16 protein-coding genes are annotated in these 18,775 nt (G+C 71.0%); 6 read left to right on the forward strand and 10 right to left on the reverse strand.

Annotation, left to right across the window (positions count from 1 at the left end; all coding sequences use genetic code 11):
* Positions 1 to 332 precede the first annotated feature (332 nt).
* The 9 genes from Pma05_RS22895 to rpmH form a co-directional block, all read right to left on the reverse strand.
* Entirely contained in the window at positions 333 to 1,364 is a 1,032-nt protein-coding gene (locus Pma05_RS22895) for a ParB/RepB/Spo0J family partition protein (protein WP_203859498.1), read from the reverse strand.
* A gap of 27 nt (positions 1,365 to 1,391) precedes the next feature.
* Positions 1,392 to 2,408, reverse strand: coding sequence for a ParA family protein (locus tag Pma05_RS22900; protein WP_372441532.1), 1,017 nt, complete (start codon positions 2,406 to 2,408; stop codon positions 1,392 to 1,394).
* A gap of 1,021 nt (positions 2,409 to 3,429) precedes the next feature.
* Positions 3,430 to 4,068: an HAD family hydrolase gene (locus Pma05_RS22905; protein ID WP_307836882.1), complete on the reverse strand. Its 639-nt coding sequence runs from the start codon at positions 4,066 to 4,068 to the stop codon at positions 3,430 to 3,432.
* A gap of 200 nt (positions 4,069 to 4,268) precedes the next feature.
* Entirely contained in the window at positions 4,269 to 5,168 is a 900-nt protein-coding gene (locus tag Pma05_RS22910) for a 16S rRNA (guanine(527)-N(7))-methyltransferase RsmG (RefSeq protein WP_203859500.1), read from the reverse strand.
* Positions 5,169 to 5,175: 7 nt separating this feature from the next.
* Positions 5,176 to 5,862 (reverse strand): Jag family protein, encoded by a 687-nt coding sequence (locus Pma05_RS22915; protein WP_372441533.1) that lies wholly within the window; start codon positions 5,860 to 5,862, stop codon positions 5,176 to 5,178.
* 218 nt (positions 5,863 to 6,080) lie between these two features.
* On the reverse strand, positions 6,081 to 7,136 hold the full coding sequence (yidC, locus tag Pma05_RS22920; protein WP_203859501.1) for a membrane protein insertase YidC: 1,056 nt from the start codon (positions 7,134 to 7,136) through the stop codon (positions 6,081 to 6,083).
* Positions 7,133 to 7,396 carry a membrane protein insertion efficiency factor YidD gene (gene yidD, locus Pma05_RS22925; protein ID WP_203859543.1) on the reverse strand — a complete coding sequence of 88 codons (264 nt, stop codon included), beginning with the start codon at positions 7,394 to 7,396 and terminating at the stop codon, positions 7,133 to 7,135. Before yidD ends, yidC begins: the two co-directional genes overlap by 4 nt.
* Positions 7,397 to 7,422: 26 nt before the next feature.
* Complete coding sequence (gene rnpA, locus Pma05_RS22930; RefSeq protein WP_203859502.1) at positions 7,423 to 7,857, reverse strand: ribonuclease P protein component; 435 nt, start codon at positions 7,855 to 7,857, stop codon at positions 7,423 to 7,425.
* Between the two features lie 36 nt (positions 7,858 to 7,893).
* Positions 7,894 to 8,031 (reverse strand): 50S ribosomal protein L34, encoded by a 138-nt coding sequence (rpmH, locus tag Pma05_RS22935; RefSeq protein WP_203859503.1) that lies wholly within the window; start codon positions 8,029 to 8,031, stop codon positions 7,894 to 7,896.
* Between the two features lie 640 nt (positions 8,032 to 8,671).
* Between rpmH and dnaA the strand changes: the two genes are divergently transcribed.
* The 5 genes from dnaA to Pma05_RS22960 all read left to right on the forward strand — a co-directional run bounded on the left by dnaA (position 8,672) and on the right by Pma05_RS22960 (position 15,480).
* Positions 8,672 to 10,732 carry a chromosomal replication initiator protein DnaA gene (gene dnaA / locus Pma05_RS22940; RefSeq protein ID WP_275414738.1) on the forward strand — a complete coding sequence of 687 codons (2,061 nt, stop codon included), beginning with the start codon at positions 8,672 to 8,674 and terminating at the stop codon, positions 10,730 to 10,732.
* Positions 10,733 to 11,493: 761 nt separating this feature from the next.
* On the forward strand, positions 11,494 to 12,627 hold the full coding sequence (gene dnaN / locus Pma05_RS22945) for a DNA polymerase III subunit beta (protein ID WP_203859504.1): 1,134 nt from the start codon (positions 11,494 to 11,496) through the stop codon (positions 12,625 to 12,627).
* A 26-nt stretch (positions 12,628 to 12,653) separates the two neighbouring features.
* Positions 12,654 to 13,526, forward strand: coding sequence for a phosphogluconate dehydrogenase (NAD(+)-dependent, decarboxylating) (gene gnd, locus Pma05_RS22950; protein ID WP_203859505.1), 873 nt, complete (start codon positions 12,654 to 12,656; stop codon positions 13,524 to 13,526).
* A 3-nt stretch (positions 13,527 to 13,529) separates the two neighbouring features.
* Entirely contained in the window at positions 13,530 to 14,705 is a 1,176-nt protein-coding gene (gene recF / locus Pma05_RS22955) for a DNA replication/repair protein RecF (RefSeq protein ID WP_203859506.1), read from the forward strand.
* A gap of 232 nt (positions 14,706 to 14,937) precedes the next feature.
* On the forward strand, positions 14,938 to 15,480 hold the full coding sequence (locus Pma05_RS22960; RefSeq protein ID WP_372441537.1) for a DciA family protein: 543 nt from the start codon (positions 14,938 to 14,940) through the stop codon (positions 15,478 to 15,480).
* A gap of 160 nt (positions 15,481 to 15,640) precedes the next feature.
* On the opposite strand, the gene Pma05_RS22965 is transcribed toward Pma05_RS22960, so the two are convergent.
* Positions 15,641 to 16,195: a hypothetical protein gene (locus Pma05_RS22965; RefSeq protein ID WP_203859507.1), complete on the reverse strand. Its 555-nt coding sequence runs from the start codon at positions 16,193 to 16,195 to the stop codon at positions 15,641 to 15,643.
* Positions 16,196 to 16,786: 591 nt separating this feature from the next.
* On the opposite strand from Pma05_RS22965, the gene gyrB reads away from it, so the two are divergent.
* Positions 16,787 to 18,736: a DNA topoisomerase (ATP-hydrolyzing) subunit B gene (gyrB, locus tag Pma05_RS22970; protein WP_203859508.1), complete on the forward strand. Its 1,950-nt coding sequence runs from the start codon at positions 16,787 to 16,789 to the stop codon at positions 18,734 to 18,736.
* The last annotated feature ends 39 nt before the right edge of the window (positions 18,737 to 18,775 follow it).

Genomic DNA, 18,775 nt, shown 5'->3' on the forward strand with positions numbered 1-18,775 from the left:
CCGCTGGAGCGACAACTCCTCCGCGCGAGCCCCCGGGGGCAGAACGGTGACTGCCCGGCGCAGCCGACATCTGGCGGCGGTACGACCCCATGGCAAGCGGACCTTGAACCAGCAACCGCGCGAACCATCTCCCTGGCCGTGAAAGACGGTGGCCGTGGGAGGCGGCGGCCGTGGGGGGCGGCGGCCGTTTCACGTGAAACCAGCGCATCGCGCGGTCGGCCCCGGCAACGTGAATGGCCACGCCCCCCGGTCCATTCGGGGGCGTGGCCATTCGCACGCTGTAGAGGTAGGCCGTCCACCGCCCGCCGAACGCGCGGATGGCGACCTGCGGATCAGACCGACTCGTCGGGCTCGGCGTCCGTGCCCGTCATCCCGATCACGCCGACGATCCGTTCGAGATCGTCCACCGAGGCGAACTCGATGGTGATCTTCCCCTTGCTACGCCCGATGTCGACCTTGACGCGGGTGTCGAACCGATCCGACAGCCGATCCGCAAGATCGGTCAGCCCTGGGGCATGCACCTTGGCCCGCCGCTTGGCCGGGCTGGGGCGGCTGGGGGAGATCTCGGTCAGCTTCACGACCTCTTCGGTGGCCCGTACCGACAGCCCTTCGGCGACGATCCGTCGGGCGAGTTCCTCCTGTGCGGCCGAACTCTCCAGGCTGAGCAGCGCCCGGGCATGTCCGGCGGAGAGCACTCCGGCGGCAACCCGCTTCTGTACCTCGGCCGGGAGGTTCAGCAGCCGGATGGTGTTCGAGATCTGCGGGCGACTGCGGCCGATCCGCCGAGCCAGCTCCTCGTGCGTCGCGCCGAACTCCTCCAGCAGTTGCTGGTAGGCCGCCGCCTCTTCGAGCGGGTTGAGGTTGGCCCGGTGGATGTTCTCCAACAACGCATCCCGGAGCATCGCGTCGTCCCGGGTGTCCCGGACGATCGCCGGGATCGACTCCCGGCCGACCGCCTGGGCTGCCCGCCAGCGCCGTTCACCCATCACGAGTTCGAACCGGTCGCCGGGAAGCTGGCGTACCACGATCGGCTGGAGGAACCCGACCTCCTGGATCGAGAGCTTGAGTTCCTCCAGGGCCTCCTCGTCGAAGACCTGCCGTGGCTGCTTCGGGTTGGGCACGATCGCGTCGAGCGGAATCTCGGCAAACCGTGCCCCGGGAACGGGTGCCAGTTCCGGCCCGGCCGGCTGGACCGGAGCGGGGGGCGTCGACGACGGCCAGGAGGAGTCACCGGGCTGCGTTGCCGCGACCTCCGGTCGGCCGACGGGAGGCTCCGCCGTCACCACCCCGGCGGCCGGTTCCGATGTGGTGGGAATCAGCGCGCCCAATCCCCGACCCAGCCCGCCCCGCGGACGGTTCTTCATGCCACGCCTCCCGACGCATCAACCGAGCTATGCATTGCGGCCAACAGACTCTTTGACCCCGCGCATCGCGATCTCCTGGGCCGCCTCGAAATAGCTCGTGGCGCCCCGCGAACCGGGATCGTAGGTCATCACCGACTGGCCGTAGCTCGGAGCCTCCGATACCCGCACGTTGCGGGGAATCACCGCTTGGAGCACCTTGTCGCCGAAATGGTTCCGGACATCCTGCTCGACCGCGTCCGCCAGCCGGGTCCGCCGGTCGTACATGGTGAGCAGGATCGTCGAGACTTCGAGGGTCGGGTTCAGGTGCTGCCGTACCAGGTTGATGTTGTTGATCAGCTGGTTGAGGCCCTCCAGCGCGTAGTACTCGCACTGGATCGGGATCAGGACCTCCTGGGCGGCGCAGAGCGCGTTGACCGTCAGCAGGCCGAGCGAGGGCGGGCAGTCGATGAAGACGTAGTCGAACTCCGACGGGTGGCCGGCGATGGCCCGGGCGAGCCGGGACTCCCGGGCTACCACGGAGACCAACTCGATCTCGGCACCGGCCAGGTCGATGGTGGCCGGTACGCACCACAGGTCGGGGATCCCCTCGACCCCCTGGGCCACCTCGGCCAGCGGCACGTTGTCGATCAGGCAGTCGTAGACGTCCGGGACGCCGGCGTGGTGCGGCACGTTCAGCCCGGTCGAGGCGTTCCCCTGCGGGTCGAGGTCCACGACGAGGACACGGTTGCCGTGCAGCGCCAGGGCCACCGCCAGGTTGACCGTCGTGGTGGTCTTGCCGACGCCCCCCTTCTGGTTCGCGACACACATGATCCGTGGCCGGTCCGGACGCGGCATCGTCACCTCGCCGCTCGGGTTCAGGATTTGCACAGCGCGCATTGCCTCCATTGCCAACGGGGGATCGTCCTGTTCGCGCGACGGGGTTTCACGTGAAACGTACGCGTCGGATGCGGTGTCCTCGGGGAAGGTCTCCGGTACGGCCGGCGGCGTGTCGGCCGGCGGCTTTGGCTCCGCGCCCCGGCGGGAGGGCGGACCCGCCCCGTCCACCCGTGCAGGCTCGGGCGACCCGACCGGCGCCGCCGGAGCCTGAGTGCTGACGGGCGGAGCAACCGGGGCCTGGGCGCCGGGGTGCGGGGCCACCGGCTGGGGTACGTCCGCTGGCGCCGAGAACGTCGGTGCCGTCGCCCGTCCAGCCGGCCTAGGGTTCTCCGGGCCGCCCCCGGAGTGCTCCGGACCCGGTCCGCGTACCGGCTGGCGGGGCAGATCCGGCACCGACCCCTGGCCGGACGTCTCCGCCGCGAACGGCGAACCCACCGGGGGGTACCCCGGCCCGCCATGCTCGGGCGAGCCCGGCGGCGGCCCGACCCGAGCGGTACCGCGACTCGGACCGTGCGGCGGCGCGGGGTCGTATCCCGTCGGTTGGCCGTCGGGGCCGTCGCCCTGCTCTGGCGGCCGAGCCCGGCCGCTGGCAGACCAACCTTCGTAGTCGGTTTCACGTGAAACATCGGCGCCCCCGGAGTGGTAGCCCCCGGAGTCCGTCATCTCTGGATCGTCATACCTACCGTTGTCATGCACCGTGTCATCCCTGCCAGCTTCGGATGGTGTCGGCCCGGTCAGCGCCCATGCCCGCGCCTTGGGGCTTAGCGTGCGGTCCGGCAAGAAGCAGCGAAGGCCCGATGCGCCACCCGCTGCCCGGTCTACACTATCGACGCGCGGTCAGCCTACGGCCGCTGGGCAAATAGGGCCACGGCTGTCCGTAGGATGAAAGCTCGTCGTTCCGGAGTTCCGTCCCTGAGGACCGGCTCTGATCAGCGGATTCGACGCCTCGGCCCGACTGCCAACAATTGTGCCTGCCACACCCGCCTTGTTGGGTACGCCACGTCGCGCCCGCCCTTCCGAGAATCGCAACCGCTGCGACGGCCCGCCCCGCCGCCACCTTCCACACAGCGGCCGGCACGGCCGACAAGGCCGCCGAAAGCCGCTGGACATAAACATCGACCTCGATCGAAACAAGCTTGCCCTGCTCACTAAGCCGCCGCTATCACCGCAGCCTGCGAAAACGTTTCCGTCAGAACGCCGCCGACGCCTCACCGATACGATCCCGCTGGCGACCAACCGTCCGGCGCTGCCCGGCCTCCGGTACGCGTACCGACGCCATCCCCGCCGCCGTCGCCGCCCGGATGCCCAACTCGGTGTCCTCGAACACCAGACAGGACTCCGGGGGTACGCCCAACAGGCGGGCGGCGAGCAGGAAGCCCTCCGGATCGGGCTTGGCCATCGTGTAGTCCTCGGCGCAGACCAGTACGTCGAACTTCTCCAGCAGGCCGAGCGTCTCCAGCGAGGCGGTGACCGACTCCCTCGTACTGCCGGACACCACGGCGAACGGAAGTCGCCGGTGGGCCTGGTCGATGTGCTGCCGCACCTCGGGTACGGCGGTGAGACGCGGCAGCAGCTCGCGATAGAGATCCTCCCGACGTCGGGCAACCGCCGCCGGCGGCATGGCGAGACCCTGCCGCTCGTTGAGGGCGGCGATGATGTCGACCACCGTCCGGCCGCCCCAGGCGTAGAAGACGTCCTCCGGAAAGTCGCAGTTCCACTCCGCCAACGCCTGCTGCCAGGCGAGGTAGTGCAGCGGCATGGAGTCGACGATGGTGCCGTCGCAGTCGAAGAGGTATGCCTGGAACTCGCCGGACGGCAGGGGCAGCATCACCGGCCCAGGGTATCGCCGGAGCGCCCTGCCCAACGCACCCGACCGGTGTGACCAAAGCCGCCCGCAACAGCGCCACGCCCGGCGAGACACGACAGTCAGCCGCCCGACACACAACAAAGAAGCCGACACCCCAGGCATCCGGCCCGGAGGGTCGCGGCGGAGCCGACCGGCACAGACCCGGCCCGTCGAGCAACCCGCTACCGGGTGGCGCTGCCTCGCCGGCCGCCCGCCGAACCCGGGGCAGTCGTTCGGCCGGCACGCTCCCGGACCACCTCCACCACGGTCGTCGGCGGATCGACCACGCCAAGGCCGGCATGCCGGACGACCGGCGGCGACCCGCCCAGCCGGCGTACCGCTTCGGCGTGTTCTGCCACCTCCTCGGCGGCGCTGGCTCCCTTGAGAGCGAGCAGCCGCCCGCCGGGCCTGGCAAGCGGAAGGCACCAACCGGCGAGCCGGTCGAGCGGGGCGACGGCGCGGGCCGTCACGACGTCGGCCGGTACCCGCAACTCGGCCGGAAGGTTGGCCAGCTCCACCGGTCCGCCGGGCTCGACCGGAAGCGGAGCGGCGGACCGGCCGCTCCTACCGGGACGGCGGCGCCGGCCACCGGCACTCTCGCGCCGGCTCGCGGCGAGTTCCTCCGCCCGGGCCCGGACCACGGTGACGGCGTCCGCGAGGTCGAGCGCGGTGACCACCTCGGCCAGGAAAACGGCCCGTCGGGCCAGCGGCTCGACCAGCGTGACGGCCAGGTCCGGCCGGGCGATCGCGAGGACGATTCCGGGAAGCCCGGCACCGGAGCCGACGTCCACCACGGAGGCACCGACCGGCAGGAGTTCCACCACCGCCGCGCAGTTGAGCAGGTGCCGGTCCCAGATCCGGGGCGTCTCGCGGGGGCCGATCAGGCCGCGCAGCACACCGGGGCCGGCCAGCAGTTCGGCGTACGAGGCGGCGAGCGGAAGCCGGTCCGCGAAGAGGGTACGGGCCGGCTCGGCGAGTTCGGCGGGAAGCGGTACGGCCGGCGAGCTGTCGCCCCCGGCCCGGACAGGCAACGGCCCGGGCGGCGGTTCGCCACCCGGGCCGGATTCGGATCGGTACGTCATCGACCGCTCAGTCGACCGGGCGTACGACGATCCGGCGGTTCGGCTCGACGCCCTCGGACTCGCTCTCCACCCCGGCGATGGCGTTGACCACGTCGTGCACGCACTTCCGTTCGAAGGCGGACATCGGCTCCAGCCGGACGGCCTCGCCGTGCTGCTTGACCTTCTCGACCGCGTTCTTGGCCACCGCGGACAGCTCCTTGCGGCGGGTCGCCCGGTAGCCGCCGACATCCAGCAGCAGCCGGCTGGGCGACCCGGTCTGCCGGAACACGGCGAGCCGGGTCAGCTCCTGGAGCGCCTCCAGGGTGGCACCGCGCTGCCCGACCAGCGCCTGCAACCGCCCGCCGACCACCTCGACCACCGGTCGTCCGGCGGAGACCAGCTCGTCGATGTCGCCGTCGTAGTCGAGGATGTCGAGCAGCCCCTCGACGTAGTCCGCCGCGATCTCGCTCTGCCGGAACAGGTCGGCGTCGCTGGTCGGCGCGGCCGGCTTCGCACCGTTGCTGGCCTGCTCGACCTCGTCGCCGTCCTCCTCGCCGTCCACGTCGTCGTCGTCCGGCTCCGGACCGGCGTCCGCGCTCTCCCCGGCAACCGCAACGGCCTCGGTGGTTTCGGCGTCCGCGGGCGAGCCCGCCGGCAGGACCGGATCGGTGTCCCCGATGGGCTGCTCGGCGCGCGGAATACTGGTGTCGGTCACCGTCTCATCTCCGTACTCTCTCGGCCGGACCGTACGGTCCCGCTGGTTTCCCGGGGCCCGGCGGGAGATCGCCGAGTGCCACGGGCACGTCTGCACGGGCAACAGTGCCCGTCGTCACGGGGCGCGGCGGATTCCGGCCGGCGCCAGCGCTGGTGGCAGCACGGCCCGAAGTCCTACCGGGCCACCGACCGAACAGTTTCGGCCGGTGGCCGGTCGCGTCAACCCTGACGCTTCGCCGGTCGCCCCTTCTTGGGGTTGACCGGCTTGGCGCCCGGCTTGGGAGCGAGCGCCTTGGTGTCGACGGCCGGCTTCTCCGGCTGCACACCGTTGGCCTTGGACCGCCCGAACCGCCCGGCGGGCTTCGCCGGCTTGCCGGGCTGTACCGGGTTGCGGGAGTCGGTGCCGCGCCGGCCACCACCGGATCCGGCTCCGGCGGTACGCCGAGGAGTCGACTCGCCCGGCTTCGGCAGCCGGCCGGCGGTCGGCGGCGGCGGGTACTTGCGCAGCACCCACTGCTGCTGGCCGAGGGTGAAGAGGTTGTTGGTGACCCAGTAGATGACCACACCGATCGGGAAGATCGCGCCGGAGACCAGCAGCGAGGCGGGGATGCCGTAGAGCATCAGCCGCTGGATCATGCGCTGCTGCGGGTCCTCGGCCCAGCCGGTCTTGAGGATCATCTGCCGGCTGGTCAGGTAGGTGGTGGCGATCATGATGGCCACCAGGACACCGGCCAGGATCTTCACCGAGGTGCCGCTGGCGTCCAGCCGGGCCAACTCCGCCGCGGTGGAGCCGAACTTGCCGGCGATCGGCACGTCGAAGAGCCGGGCGTGGGTGGCGCTCTCGAACTGGTCGGCGGTCCAGCCGTACCGGGTCTTGCCCTCGTTTGCCGGGTCGAGCCGGCGGAGCACGTGGAAGAGACCGATGAAGACCGGAGCCTGTAGGAAGATCGGAAGGCAACCCATCAGCGGGTTCGCCTTCTCCTTCCGGTAGAGCTCCATCATTTCCTTCTGGAGCGTCTCCCGGTCACCCTTGTGCTTCTCCTGGAGCGCCTTCAGCTGGGGCTGGAGCGCCTGCATCGCCCGCTGCGACTTGATCTGCTTGACGAAGATCGGGAAGAGGATCACCCGTAGGGTGACCACCAGGAAGATGATCGCCAGGATCCAGGACCAGTTGGTACCCAGGACCGCCCCCGCCGACACCCCGATGGCGTCCCAGGCGGAGTGCCACAGCAGCAGGATCCACGAGATCGCCCAGTAGATCCAGTCGAGACTCAATTCGGGGCTCCAGTCACATCGGCATGGCGGCGTGCGCCCGGCTCCGGTACCGGGTCATATCCACCGGGGTGGAAGGGGTGGCAGCGCAACAGCCGCCGAACCGCCAGGACGGCTCCCCGGAGCGCACCGTGCCGCGTGACCGCCTCCAGGGCGTACGCGCTGCACGACGGGTAGAACCGACAGCGGGCCGGCAGCGCCGGGCTTATCCAACGACGGTACGCGACGACGGCTCCCGCCAGCACTCGGGCACCGAGTGTCATCCCGGACGTACCGTCGGATGACGTCGTCATCGGGGCCGCCGGGAGGACTTCCGGGGGGCGAGTGCCGCCGCGATCGCGGCGTCCAGGTCGGTGCCGAGCCGGGCGTACGAGGCGCCGGCGGCGCCGGGCAGTGCGCGTACGACCAGGGTGGTGTCGGGCGGCAGGCCCGGCAGCCGGTCGCGGACCAGGTGCCGCAGGCGGCGCCGGACCTTGTTCCGGACCACCGCGCCGCCCACCGCCTTGGAGACGACGAAGCCGGCCCGGGCGGGCGCGGGCTCGTGTCCCGCACCGGCGCTCCGAACCGGCTCCAATGCCGTCGTGGTCGTCGGGGAAGAAGGTGCATCCGGGGTACCGGCCGAATCAAGATGGACCACCACGGATCCTCGACTGGCACGGCGCCCACCCCGGATCGCCGCGGCGAAGTCACTGCTGCGCCGCAGTCGCTGCGCGGCCGCCAGCACGACTGCCTACATCCCCCGGACCGGCCTTGCCAGCCGTCAGGCCGACAGGCGGGCGCGACCCTTGCCACGGCGGGCCGAGAGGATGGCGCGACCAGCCCGGGTGCGCATGCGCAGCCGGAAGCCGTGGGTCTTCGCGCGCCGGCGGTTGTTCGGCTGGAAGGTGCGCTTGCTCACGTCAGGCTCTCCGTCGTCGTACGCCCCGGTCGTGCGACAGCGGGGTCGGGTGATTGTCTGGCGTCGACCGCCTGGGACGGCCGGGTGTCGATGCCGTCCAGGCATCAGCCACGGCCCGTGCCGGGTCGCGGTCAACAGTCTCCCATCACCCTAGCAGAGGGCGACAGAGCAACCGTCGGAGCCTACGCAGCCCGACAACGGCCGTCAAACGTCATGATCGGCAACCGGCTCGGCCCGTCGACGAAGCCGCTGACCGCCCGGTCGGCGGGGGTTTTTCGCCGATGTCGACAAGGTCCCGGCGGAGCCGACGGTTGAAGGGTTGTGGACAACGCTGTTAGCGTGCCCGATTGCACGTCAGCGTCAGGGGGTGGGGATGCCGCTGACGGGCAAAACCGGACAAGCTCGTCGATCGTTCGACAGATGAACCCGCGTCAACGCCGGTCGGGCCGGGGCAAGACGACACGGAACGCCCGGCCGAGCGACACAATCGGTCGATACACAGGCTGTGGATAACCTGTGGACGGCGCCGACAACCGTCGGGCGCCGCGCGTGCCTGTTCGAGCACGTCAGCAAGCCTGGAACGGTCGACTGGGACGGCAACGGCGGCCGGAGACGCAGAGGCGATGGGGGTGGCGCGACGGTGGCCGACACGATCGACCTTGGCGCGGTGTGGGCGGCGACGACCGAGGAACTGGCCGACGAGATCATTTCGGCCCAGCAGCGCGCCTACCTCCGGCTGACCCGTCTGCACACCATCATCGAGGACACCGCGCTGCTCTCCGTACCGGACGCCTTCACCCGGGACGTGATCGAGTCACGGCTCCGCCCGGCGATCACCGAGGCGCTCTCCCGCCGGCTGGGCCGGGCGGTCCAGGTGGCGGTCACCGTACGGCCGCCGGAGGATGGCCAGGTGCGCCCGGCCGGTACCGGCTATCCGCCCGGACCCGAACCGGCCGGGCTGGCCGTACCCCCGGGTTATCCGGGGTCCGGCGGCGCGGCCGGTTATTCCGGCGGTGCCGATCCGGCCACTGGATACGAGAACACCGACCCGCCGAGGGGCTACACCGGCCCGGACCCGACCGGTGGATACGGCGACCGCGAGCCCGCGCCCGACCCGGCCGGCGGATACCGGGCCGAGCCGCTCCGCTTTCCCGGTGACGCCGAGCGCGACTACCGGGCGCGGCCGGAGCAGGAGTTTCCGGCCGGCACCGGCCCCGACGTACCCGAACACCGGAACCCGGCGCCGGACCAGGCCGGCGGGCGCAAGCCTCCGCCGTTCACCGGCTCGGCGCAGGTGCCGTCCGGCGGTGCCGGGCGACCGCCCGTGCGACCCGACACCGCCCGGGGCAACCTGATCCCGGCCAGCCGGGACGGCCAGGAGACGTTGTTCAGCGCGCCCTACCCCGAGCCGTACCGGCCGACCGCCCCGCACCAGGATCGGCGGGGCTTCGACGAGCGCGGGACCGACACCGGCGACCTCGGCCAGTTCGGCGACCACCGGTCGGTGGACCGTCGCTACCACGACGCCCGGGACGGTGCCGGACGGCTCGGGCCGGGACGGGACGGCGGTCCGGACAACGGCCCCGGCCGGGGCGGGGGGTTCGCCGAGCACCGGCCGGGTGGCCGGGACGACCGCCGGCCGGGCGGGGTCGGCGGGGCCGGAGACGTCGGCGGCAACCGGCTGAATCCGAAGTACATGTTCGAGACGTTCGTCATCGGCTCGTCCAACCGGTTCGCCCACGCGGCGTCGGTCGCGGTCGCCGAGTCGCCGGCCAAGGCGTACAACCCGCTGTTCATCTACGGCAGTTCGGGGCTGGGCAAGACCCACCTGCTGCACGCCATCGGGCACTACGCGACGACGCTGGGCAACGCCCGCTCGGTCCGGTACGTCTCGACCGAGGAGTTCACCAACGACTTCATCAACTCGCTCCGGGACGACAAGACGAGTGCGTTCCAGCGCCGCTACCGCGACGTCGACATCCTGCTGATCGACGACATCCAGTTCCTGGAGAACCGCGAGCGGACCCAGGAGGAGTTCTTCCACACCTTCAACACCCTGCACAACGCCAACAAGCAGATCGTGATCACCTCGGACCGGAAGCCGAAGGACCTGGCGACGCTGGAGGACCGGCTGCGTACCCGGTTCGAGTGGGGGCTGCTCGCCGACATCCAGCCGCCGGACCTGGAGACCCGGATCGCGATCCTCCAGAAGAAGGCGGCCCAGGAGCGGCTCTTCGCCCCGCCGGACGTGCTGGAGTTCATCGCCTCCCGGATCGCCAACTCGATCCGGGAACTAGAGGGGGCGCTGATCCGGGTCACCGCGTTCGCGTCGCTGACCCGGTCGCCGGTCGAACTCTCGCTGGCCGAGGAGGTGCTCCGGGACTTCATCCCCGACGGCTCCGGTCCGGAGATCACCGCGGACCAGATCATGATCTCCACCGCCGACTACTTCGGGGTGAGCCTGGAGGACCTGCGCGGCCAGTCCCGGTCCCGGGTACTCGTCAACGCCCGACAGGTGGCGATGTATCTGTGCCGGGAGCTGACCGACCTGTCGCTGCCCCGGATCGGCCAGGCGTTCGGCGGGCGTGACCACACCACCGTGATGCACGCCGACCGGAAGATCCGGCAGCAGATGGCGGAACGCCGCTCGCTCTACAACCAGATCGCCGAGCTGACGAACCGGATCAAGCAGAACACCTGACTCCACCGACCGCGCCGGCGAGGGCCGGGTACGGGCCGATCCGGTCCGTACCCGGCCCTCGGTCGTATCCGGCGGGGCGCTGCCGCCGACCGCCCGGTCCCGAGTCGTGCACAGGGCGGCGCGTTGTCCACCGGCTGTCCACAGCCGGTTGTCCACCGTCGGTGGATAACCTCCGGTCGGCTTCGGACGGAGAACCCACAACCTGTGGACAAAGGTTGGGGAAACGTGTGTGGACAGTCACTGACCGTCACGAAGTTGTCCACCGCTCCCGCCGGGCTGTGTACGAGCTGTTGAAGGTTCTGGGGACGGTGCTCGTCGATCTTTCACCGGCTGTACCCACAGATGGGGAAAAGCCGGTGGGTAACCCGGTGGACAACCGGTGGACAAGGGTGGAAAACCTCACCGACGGCGGTGCCTGTGGATCGCGAGCCGGGTTTCGACCCCGGTTGTCCACACCTCGTACACCGGTGGACAACTCGTTGATCAGGGCAGAGGCCGCTCCTCCACAGTTTGCACAGCACCGATGAAGACGATTGAGTTATCTCTAGAAGAGAACAAAAACCAATCATCGGCGTTGGGCATCCTGTGGACTCTTTTGATCCGTCGTACCCATGGGTCAGGATCTGCCGAAGTACCGGGGTCGGGCGCACAGCCGATGCGGCCGGGCCCTAAGGTGCGAGTGAGACCCGCAGGGTTGGCGGGGCCGGAAGGCGGCCGCCGGCATGAGACAGTTGTCGCTGACGTCGATCCGGAGGCATGGCATGAAGTTCCGCGTGGAGCGTGACGCGCTCGCCGACGCCGTGGCGTGGACCGCGAAGAGTCTGCCCAACCGTCCCTCGGTGCCGGTGTTGGCCGGCGTACTGCTCCGGGCCGGCGAGGGCGGGCTGCACGTCTCGGGCTTCGACTACGAGGTCTCCAGCCAGGTGACCGTCGACGTGCAGAGCGAGGCGGAGGGCGCCGCACTGGTCTCCGGCCGGCTGCTGGCGGAGATCACCAAGGCGCTGCCGGCGAAGCCGGTGGACATCGCCGCCGCCGGGGCGCATCTGGAGCTGGTCTGCGGCAGCGCCCGGTTCACCCTGCCGACGATGCCGGTCGAGGACTACCCGACCCTGCCGGAGATGCCGGGCAGCGCCGGCACCATCGACGCGGCCACCTTCGCCGCCGCGGTCGGCCAGGTCGCGATTGCCGCCGGCCGGGACGAGACGCTGCCGATGATGACCGGGGTACGCATCGAGCTGAACGGCTCCACCCTGGCGATGCTGGCCACCGACCGCTACCGGCTGGCGCTGCGCGAGATCGACTGGCGGCCGGACGACCCGGAGGTCAGCATCAACGCGCTGGTGCCGGCCCGGACCCTGCACGACACCGCCAAGGCGCTCGGGCCGCTCGGCGGCGACGTCACGATGGCGCTCTCCCAGGGTGCCGCCGGTGAGGGGCTGATCGGGTTCGCCGGAGGCACCCGCCGGACCACCAGCCGACTGCTGGACGGCGCCAACTACCCGCCGGTGCGTTCGCTCTTCCCGGCCAGTTCCAACGCGGAGGCCCGGGTCTCGGTCGCCGCGCTCGTCGAGGTCGTCAAGCGGGTGTCACTGGTCGGCGGCCGGACCACGCCGGTGCTGCTCAACTTCAGCTCGGACGGCCTGGTCGTCGAGGCCGGCAGCACCGAGGAGGCCCGGGCCAGCGAGGCGATGGACGCCACCTTCACCGGCGAGCCGCTGACCATCGGCTTCAACCCGCAATACCTGATCGACGGACTCCAGAACCTTGGCTCGACGCTGGCGGTCTTCTCCTTCGTCGACGCCTTCAAGCCCGCGGTGATCTCGCCCTCCACCGAGGACGGGGAGATCGTTCCCGGCTATCGCTATCTGATCATGCCGATCCGGGTCACCCGCTGATCGCACCGGTTCTGGAAGGAAAGTTCATGCAACTCGGCCTGGTGGGCCTCGGCCGAATGGGCGGCAACATGCGCGAGCGACTGCGCGCCGCCGGGCACGAGGTGATCGGCTACGACCAGAATCCGGCGCTCAGCGACGTGGCCAGCCTGGCGGAGCTGGCCGAGAAGCTGGCCGCGCCCCGGGCGGTCTGGGTGATGGTGCCGGTGGCGTACACCGAGCCGACCGTCGACGGGCTGATCGAGGTGCTCTCCGCCGGAGACATCGTCGTCGACGGCGGAAACTCCCGGTTCAGCGACGACCTGCCCCGGGCGGAGAAGCTCGACCGACACGGCATCGGCTACATCGACGTCGGCGTCTCCGGCGGCGTCTGGGGGCGGGAGAACGGCTACGGCCTGATGGTCGGCGGCGACGAGCAGCACGTCGGGCGGCTGATGCCGATCTTCGACACGCTCAAGCCGGCGGGCGAGTTCGGCTTCGTGCACGCCGGGCCGGTCGGCGCCGGGCACTACGCCAAGATGGTGCACAACGGCATCGAGTACGGCCTGATGCACGCCTACGCCGAGGGCTACGAGCTGCTCACCGCCTCCGAGCTGGTGACCAACGTGCCGGGGGTGGTCAAGTCCTGGCGGGAAGGGACGGTGGTCCGATCCTGGCTGCTCGACCTGCTCGACCGGGCCCTCGACGAGGACCCGGAGCTGGCCCAGCTCAGCGACTACACCGAGGACACCGGCGAGGGCCGCTGGACGGTCGACGAGGCGGTTCGGCTCGCCGTGCCGTTGAACGTCATCACCGCCGCGCTCTTCGCCCGGTTCGTTTCCCGCCAGGACAGCTCACCGGCGTTGAAGGCCGTCTCCGCGCTGCGCCAGCAGTTCGGCGGGCACGCCGTCCGCAAGCACTGACCGGTGTACGTCCGCCGGCTCGAACTGGTCGACTTCCGTTCGTACGAGCGGGTCGGCGTCGACCTGGAGCCGGGTGGGAACGTACTCGTCGGCCCGAACGGGGTGGGCAAGACCAACCTCGTCGAGGCGCTCGGCTACGTGGCGACGCTGGCCAGTCACCGGGTCGCCACCGACGCCCCGCTGGTCCGGGCCGGCGCGGCGACCGCCGTGCTCCGGTGCGCGATCGTGCACGACGGCCGGGAGCTGCTGGTCGAGCTGGAGATCGCCCCGGGCCGGGCCAACCGGGCCCGACTCAACCGCTCACCGGCCCGCCGCGCCCGGGACGTGCTCGGCGCACTGCGGCTGGTGCTCTTCGCCCCGGAGGACCTGGAACTGGTCCGGGGTGACCCGGCCGAGCGGCGGCGCTACCTCGACGACCTGCTGGTCACCCGGATGCCCCGGTACGCCGCCGTCCGCGCCGACTACGAGCGGGTGGTGAAGCAGCGCAACGCGTTGCTGCGTACCTCCTATCTGGCCCGGAAGACTTCGGGTGGGCGGGGGCGGGCGGCCCGCGCTGACGCCGAGGGACCGGCCGAGGGCGGGGGCGACCTGTCGACCCTGGCGGTCTGGGACACCCACCTGGCCCGGCACGGGGCGGATCTGCTGGCCGGGCGGCTGGAGCTGGTCGCCGCGCTGGGACCGCACGTGACCAAGGCGTACGACGCGGTGGCCGCCGGGCGGGGTGCGGCGTCGATCGCGTACCGGCCGTCGGTGGAGCTGCCCGACCCGGTGCCGGACCGGTCGGCCCTGGAGGGAGCCCTCTCCGCCGCGCTCGCCGAGTCCCGGCCGGCGGAGATCGACCGTGGCATGACCCTGGTCGGCCCGCACCGCGACGAGCTGACCCTGACCCTCGGCACCCTGCCGGCCCGGGGGTACGCGAGTCACGGCGAATCCTGGTCGTACGCGCTGGCGCTCCGGCTCGCCGCCTACGACCTGCTCCGCGCCGACGGTGTCGAACCGGTGCTGATCCTGGACGACGTCTTCGCCGAGCTGGACAGCGGTCGCCGGGAACGCCTCGCCGAACTGGTCGCCGGGGCCAGTCAGCTCCTGGTCACCTGCGCGGTCGCCGACGACGTGCCGAATGCCCTGCGGGGCGCCCGGTACGAGGTCTCCGACGGGCAGGTGTCCCGTGCCGACTGACCCGCAGACGCCCGGACCGCCCCCGGGACAGCGCGGCTCCGGTACCGACTTCGACTCCGGTGGCGGTGCTGGTGCCGGTGGCGGCCGGGCCCGGAACAGGCCGGCGACGCGATCCTCCGCCGAGCCGGCGACCCCGACCGGGCCGACCGCGGTCGAGCCGACATCGGTACCCGCCGGAGCGGCGAGCGATTCGGCACCGACGGCCGGGGACGGTGAGCTGGCCGGTCCGGCGCTGGCCCGGGCGGTACTCGACGCCGCGCTCGCCAAACGGAAGGCGAGCGGCCCGCGTCGGCGTACCCCTGGCGGAGCCGACCTGGACGTGGAGCCGGCGGCCGGCGGGCCCGGCGGTGCCGGCTCGACCGCCGGACGGGGCGGGCAGCGGCGCCGGGCGCGCGGCTACTCCGGCCCCGGGCCCGACCCCCGGGATCCACAACTGCTCGGTACGGTGCTGGCCCGGCTCGTGAAGGCCCGGGGCTGGCAGCAGCCGGCCGCCGAGGCGACCGTCTTCGGTGCCTGGGAGCGGGTGGTCGGCCCGGACGTGGCCGAGCACAGCCGCCCGGTGAAGCTGGAGAACGGCGAACTCACGGTCGAGGCGGAGTCGACGGCGTGGGCGACGCAGCTCCGGCTGCTTGCCGGCTCGCTGCTGCGGCGGATCGCCGCCGAGGTCGGGCACGGCGTGGTTCGTCGGCTGCACGTGCACGGCCCGACGGCGCCGTCCTGGTCCCGAGGTCCCCGGCGGGTGCGAGGACGTGGCCCTCGGGATACGTACGGCTGAGCCGGACCGACGGCACGCGCTGGCCGAGCCGGCTGATCGCGGGCCGGCTGATCGCGGGCCGGCGCCGAGCGGGCCGGCGCTCATGGCCGCCATGGTGACCCGGTAGTCGCGGCCCACTGTCGACCGGCGGCAGGCGGCTGTCGGTCAGGCCGGCGTTCGATCAGGAGTCGGCGTAGACGGCGAAGCCGCGTTCGGCGCAGCGACGGTAGAAGCCGGCCAGCACGCCCAGCTCGGAGCGGGGAAAGCTCCACTGCGGCGGCGCTCCGGAGTCGTCGCGCAGCGCGTCGAGCCGGCTGTCCAGCCAGCGCAGTTGCTGCTCGGCCAGGCGGCCGTCGGCGAGCGCGGCCCGCAGTACGGCGCTGACCGTGTCGAAGGTCACGGACTCGCCGTGCTCGCGGTGCCCGTCCACGAACCGCTCCAGGCCGCCGGCGATCCAGGCACAGCCGTCCGGGTCGATCACCGGATCCTCGTCCTCGGCCGCGGCCTCGGTGGCGTAGAGCACGCCGTCCAGCCCGAGCAGCAGGTCGACGAGTTCGGTGTAGGCGGTCGCCCGGACCGAACCGTTCTTGGCGATGTATCCGGCCAGGGCCGCGGTCGGCGCGGCCATCTCGGGTACGTCGGCCAGCTCGCCGAAGTCGACGAACTCGGCCGGAGCGACCGGGTCGTAGAAGCGGCCGGTCCGCGGCCAGCGCACCGCGACGTTGTCCAGCCCCATCGGGCGTCACCTCTCCATGCACCTGACGAAACCGGTCAGTTGGACCGTCCGATGCGCTTACCGGGCATCCTGGCCACGGAGCTTACTTCCGGCGTCGCAAAGCTACGGCACCGCTCGCCCTCCGCGCGACCCCCGGGTCGGGCGTGCGCCCGGAGTCCGTCCGTCGGCGGCCCGACTGGGCGGCGACGACCAGGCTGGGCGGTGTCGGCTGGCGAGGGTACGACGGTGCCGGAAACCGCCCCCGATTCGATCTCGCGCCTGTGGGGGGAGTCGTGGGCGAGGGGGTACGGCCGCCTACGGGGGTCTCAGGGCGCCGCGCAGGGGTGCCGCATACCCAATATGTCATCTGGGCACAGTAAGCTTGACGGCGAGACGACGACACGGTGTGGAGCGGGGACCCGGGCCCGAAACGGTCCGGCCGGCACCGCACCGGGTCCGAGCCGATCGCGATCCGTGGGCAGCCGCGGCGACCGGCGCGTTCGACCGTACCCGGAGTTCCTCGTGGTGCCGGCCCGCGCGCCTGTCGTTGGCCGCCCACCAAACCCGCGCTCCCGCGCCGCACGGCGTGGACCGCGCGAGAAAGTGGCCAAGGTGGCAGCGCAGAAGAAGCAGGAGTACGGCGCCGAGTCGATCACCGTTCTGGAGGGCCTGGAGGCTGTCCGCAAGCGGCCCGGTATGTACATCGGATCGACTGGTGAGCGCGGTCTGCACCATCTTGTCCAGGAGGTCGTGGACAACGCGGTGGACGAGGCGATGGCCGGCTACTGCGACACCATCGAGGTGGTGCTGCTCGCCGACGGCGGGGTCCGGGTCACCGACAACGGCCGGGGTTTCCCGGTCGACCTGCACCCGAAGCTGAAGAAGCCGGGTGTCGAGGTGGCGCTGACCGTGCTGCACGCGGGCGGCAAGTTCGACGGCAAGGCGTACGCGGTCTCCGGCGGCCTGCACGGCGTCGGCGTCTCGGTGGTCAACGCGCTCTCCACCCGGATGTTCGTGGAGATCCACAAGGACGGCTACGTCTGGCGGCAGAGCTACACCAACTCCAAGCCGTCACCGCTGGAGAAGGGCGAGACCACCAACACCAGCGGTTCGGCGGTCTCCTTCTGGCCCGACGAGACCGTCTTCGAGACCGTCGACTTCTCCTTCGAGACCATCTACCGCCGGCTCCAGGAGATGGCCTTCCTCAACCGGGGGCTGACCATCCAACTCCGCGACGAGCGGGTGCAGGAGGAGGACGGCAAGCCGCGCGAGGTCACCTTCTGCTACAAGAACGGCATCTCCGACTTCGTTCGGCACCTGAACGCCTCCAAGAACCCGATCCACAAGACCGTGGTCGAGTTCGGCGCCGAGGAGGAGGGCGAGGGAATGGCGGTGGAGATCGCCATGCAGTGGAACGAGTCGTACGGCGAGTCGGTCTACACCTTCGCCAACACCATCAACACGCACGAGGGCGGCACCCACGAGGAGGGCTTCCGGGCCGCGCTGACCAGCGTGGTGAACCGGTACGGGGCGGACAAGAAGCTGCTCAAGAACGACGAGAAGCTCTCCGGCGAGGACATCCGGGAAGGGCTCGCGGCGATCATCTCGGTCAAGCTGACCAACCCGCAGTTCGAGGGGCAGACCAAGACCAAGCTCGGCAACACCCCGGTGAAGAGTTTCGTGCAGCGGGTCTGCAACGAGTGGCTGGTCGACTGGTTCGACCGTAACCCGGGCGAGGTCAAGCTGATCATCACCAAGGCGACCCAGGCGGCCCGGGCCCGGATTGCGGCGCAGCAGGCGCGCAAGCTGGCCCGGCGCAAGTCGCTGCTGGAGTCCGGCTCGATGCCGGGCAAGCTGGCCGACTGCCAGTCCACCGACCCGCGCGAGTCCGAGGTGTTCATCGTCGAGGGTGACTCGGCGGGCGGCTCGGCGAAGCAGGGCCGGGATCCGCGTACCCAGGCGATCCTGCCGATCCGGGGCAAGATCCTCAACGTGGAGAAGGCCCGGATCGACCGGGTGCTGAAGAACAACGAGGTCCAGGCGCTGATCACCGCGCTCGGCACCGGCATCCACGACGACTTCGACATCGAGAAGCTGCGCTATCACAAGATCGTGCTGATGGCCGATGCCGACGTCGACGGCCAGCACATCCAGACCCTGCTGCTGACCCTGCTGTTCCGGTTCATGCGGCCACTGGTCGAGCTGGGGCACGTCTACCTGGCCGCACCGCCGCTCTACAAGATCAAGTGGAACCGCAAGGGCGACGACGCCCAGTACGCCTACTCCGACCGGGAGCGGGACGGGCTGATCGCGCTGCGGCAGCAGAAGAAGCCGAACGCCAAGCCGGACGACATCCAGCGGTTCAAGGGTCTGGGCGAGATGAACTACCCGGAGCTGTGGGAAACCACGATGAACCCGGCGACGCGTACGCTCCGCCAGGTCACCCTGGACGACGCGGCGACCGCCGACGAGCTGTTCAGCGTCCTGATGGGCGAGGACGTGGAGGCACGCCGCTCGTTCATTCAGCGCAACGCCAAGGACGTCCGGTTCCTCGACATCTAGCGGCGGTACGGCGCTCCCGACGTTGACCGGCCGGCCGGG

Origin of the sequence: Plantactinospora mayteni, from assembly GCF_016862935.1 — a bacterium.
Lineage (GTDB): Bacteria > Actinomycetota > Actinomycetes > Mycobacteriales > Micromonosporaceae > Plantactinospora > Plantactinospora mayteni.

Bases quoted from the DNA above. Each gene is read 5' to 3' on its own strand.
- dnaN (WP_203859504.1), top strand. From the start codon at position 11,494: ATGAAGTTCCGCGTGGAGCGTGACGCGCTCGCCGACGCCGTGGCGTGG.
- Pma05_RS22895 (WP_203859498.1), bottom strand. From the start codon at position 1,364: ATGAAGAACCGTCCGCGGGGCGGGCTGGGTCGGGGATTGGGCGCGCTG.
- yidD (WP_203859543.1), bottom strand. From the start codon at position 7,396: ATGACACTCGGTGCCCGAGTGCTGGCGGGAGCCGTCGTCGCGTACCGT.
- gnd (WP_203859505.1), top strand. From the start codon at position 12,654: ATGCAACTCGGCCTGGTGGGCCTCGGCCGAATGGGCGGCAACATGCGC.
- Pma05_RS22965 (WP_203859507.1), bottom strand. From the start codon at position 16,195: ATGGGGCTGGACAACGTCGCGGTGCGCTGGCCGCGGACCGGCCGCTTC.
- Pma05_RS22905 (WP_307836882.1), bottom strand. From the start codon at position 4,068: ATGCTGCCCCTGCCGTCCGGCGAGTTCCAGGCATACCTCTTCGACTGC.
- Pma05_RS22910 (WP_203859500.1), bottom strand. From the start codon at position 5,168: ATGACGTACCGATCCGAATCCGGCCCGGGTGGCGAACCGCCGCCCGGG.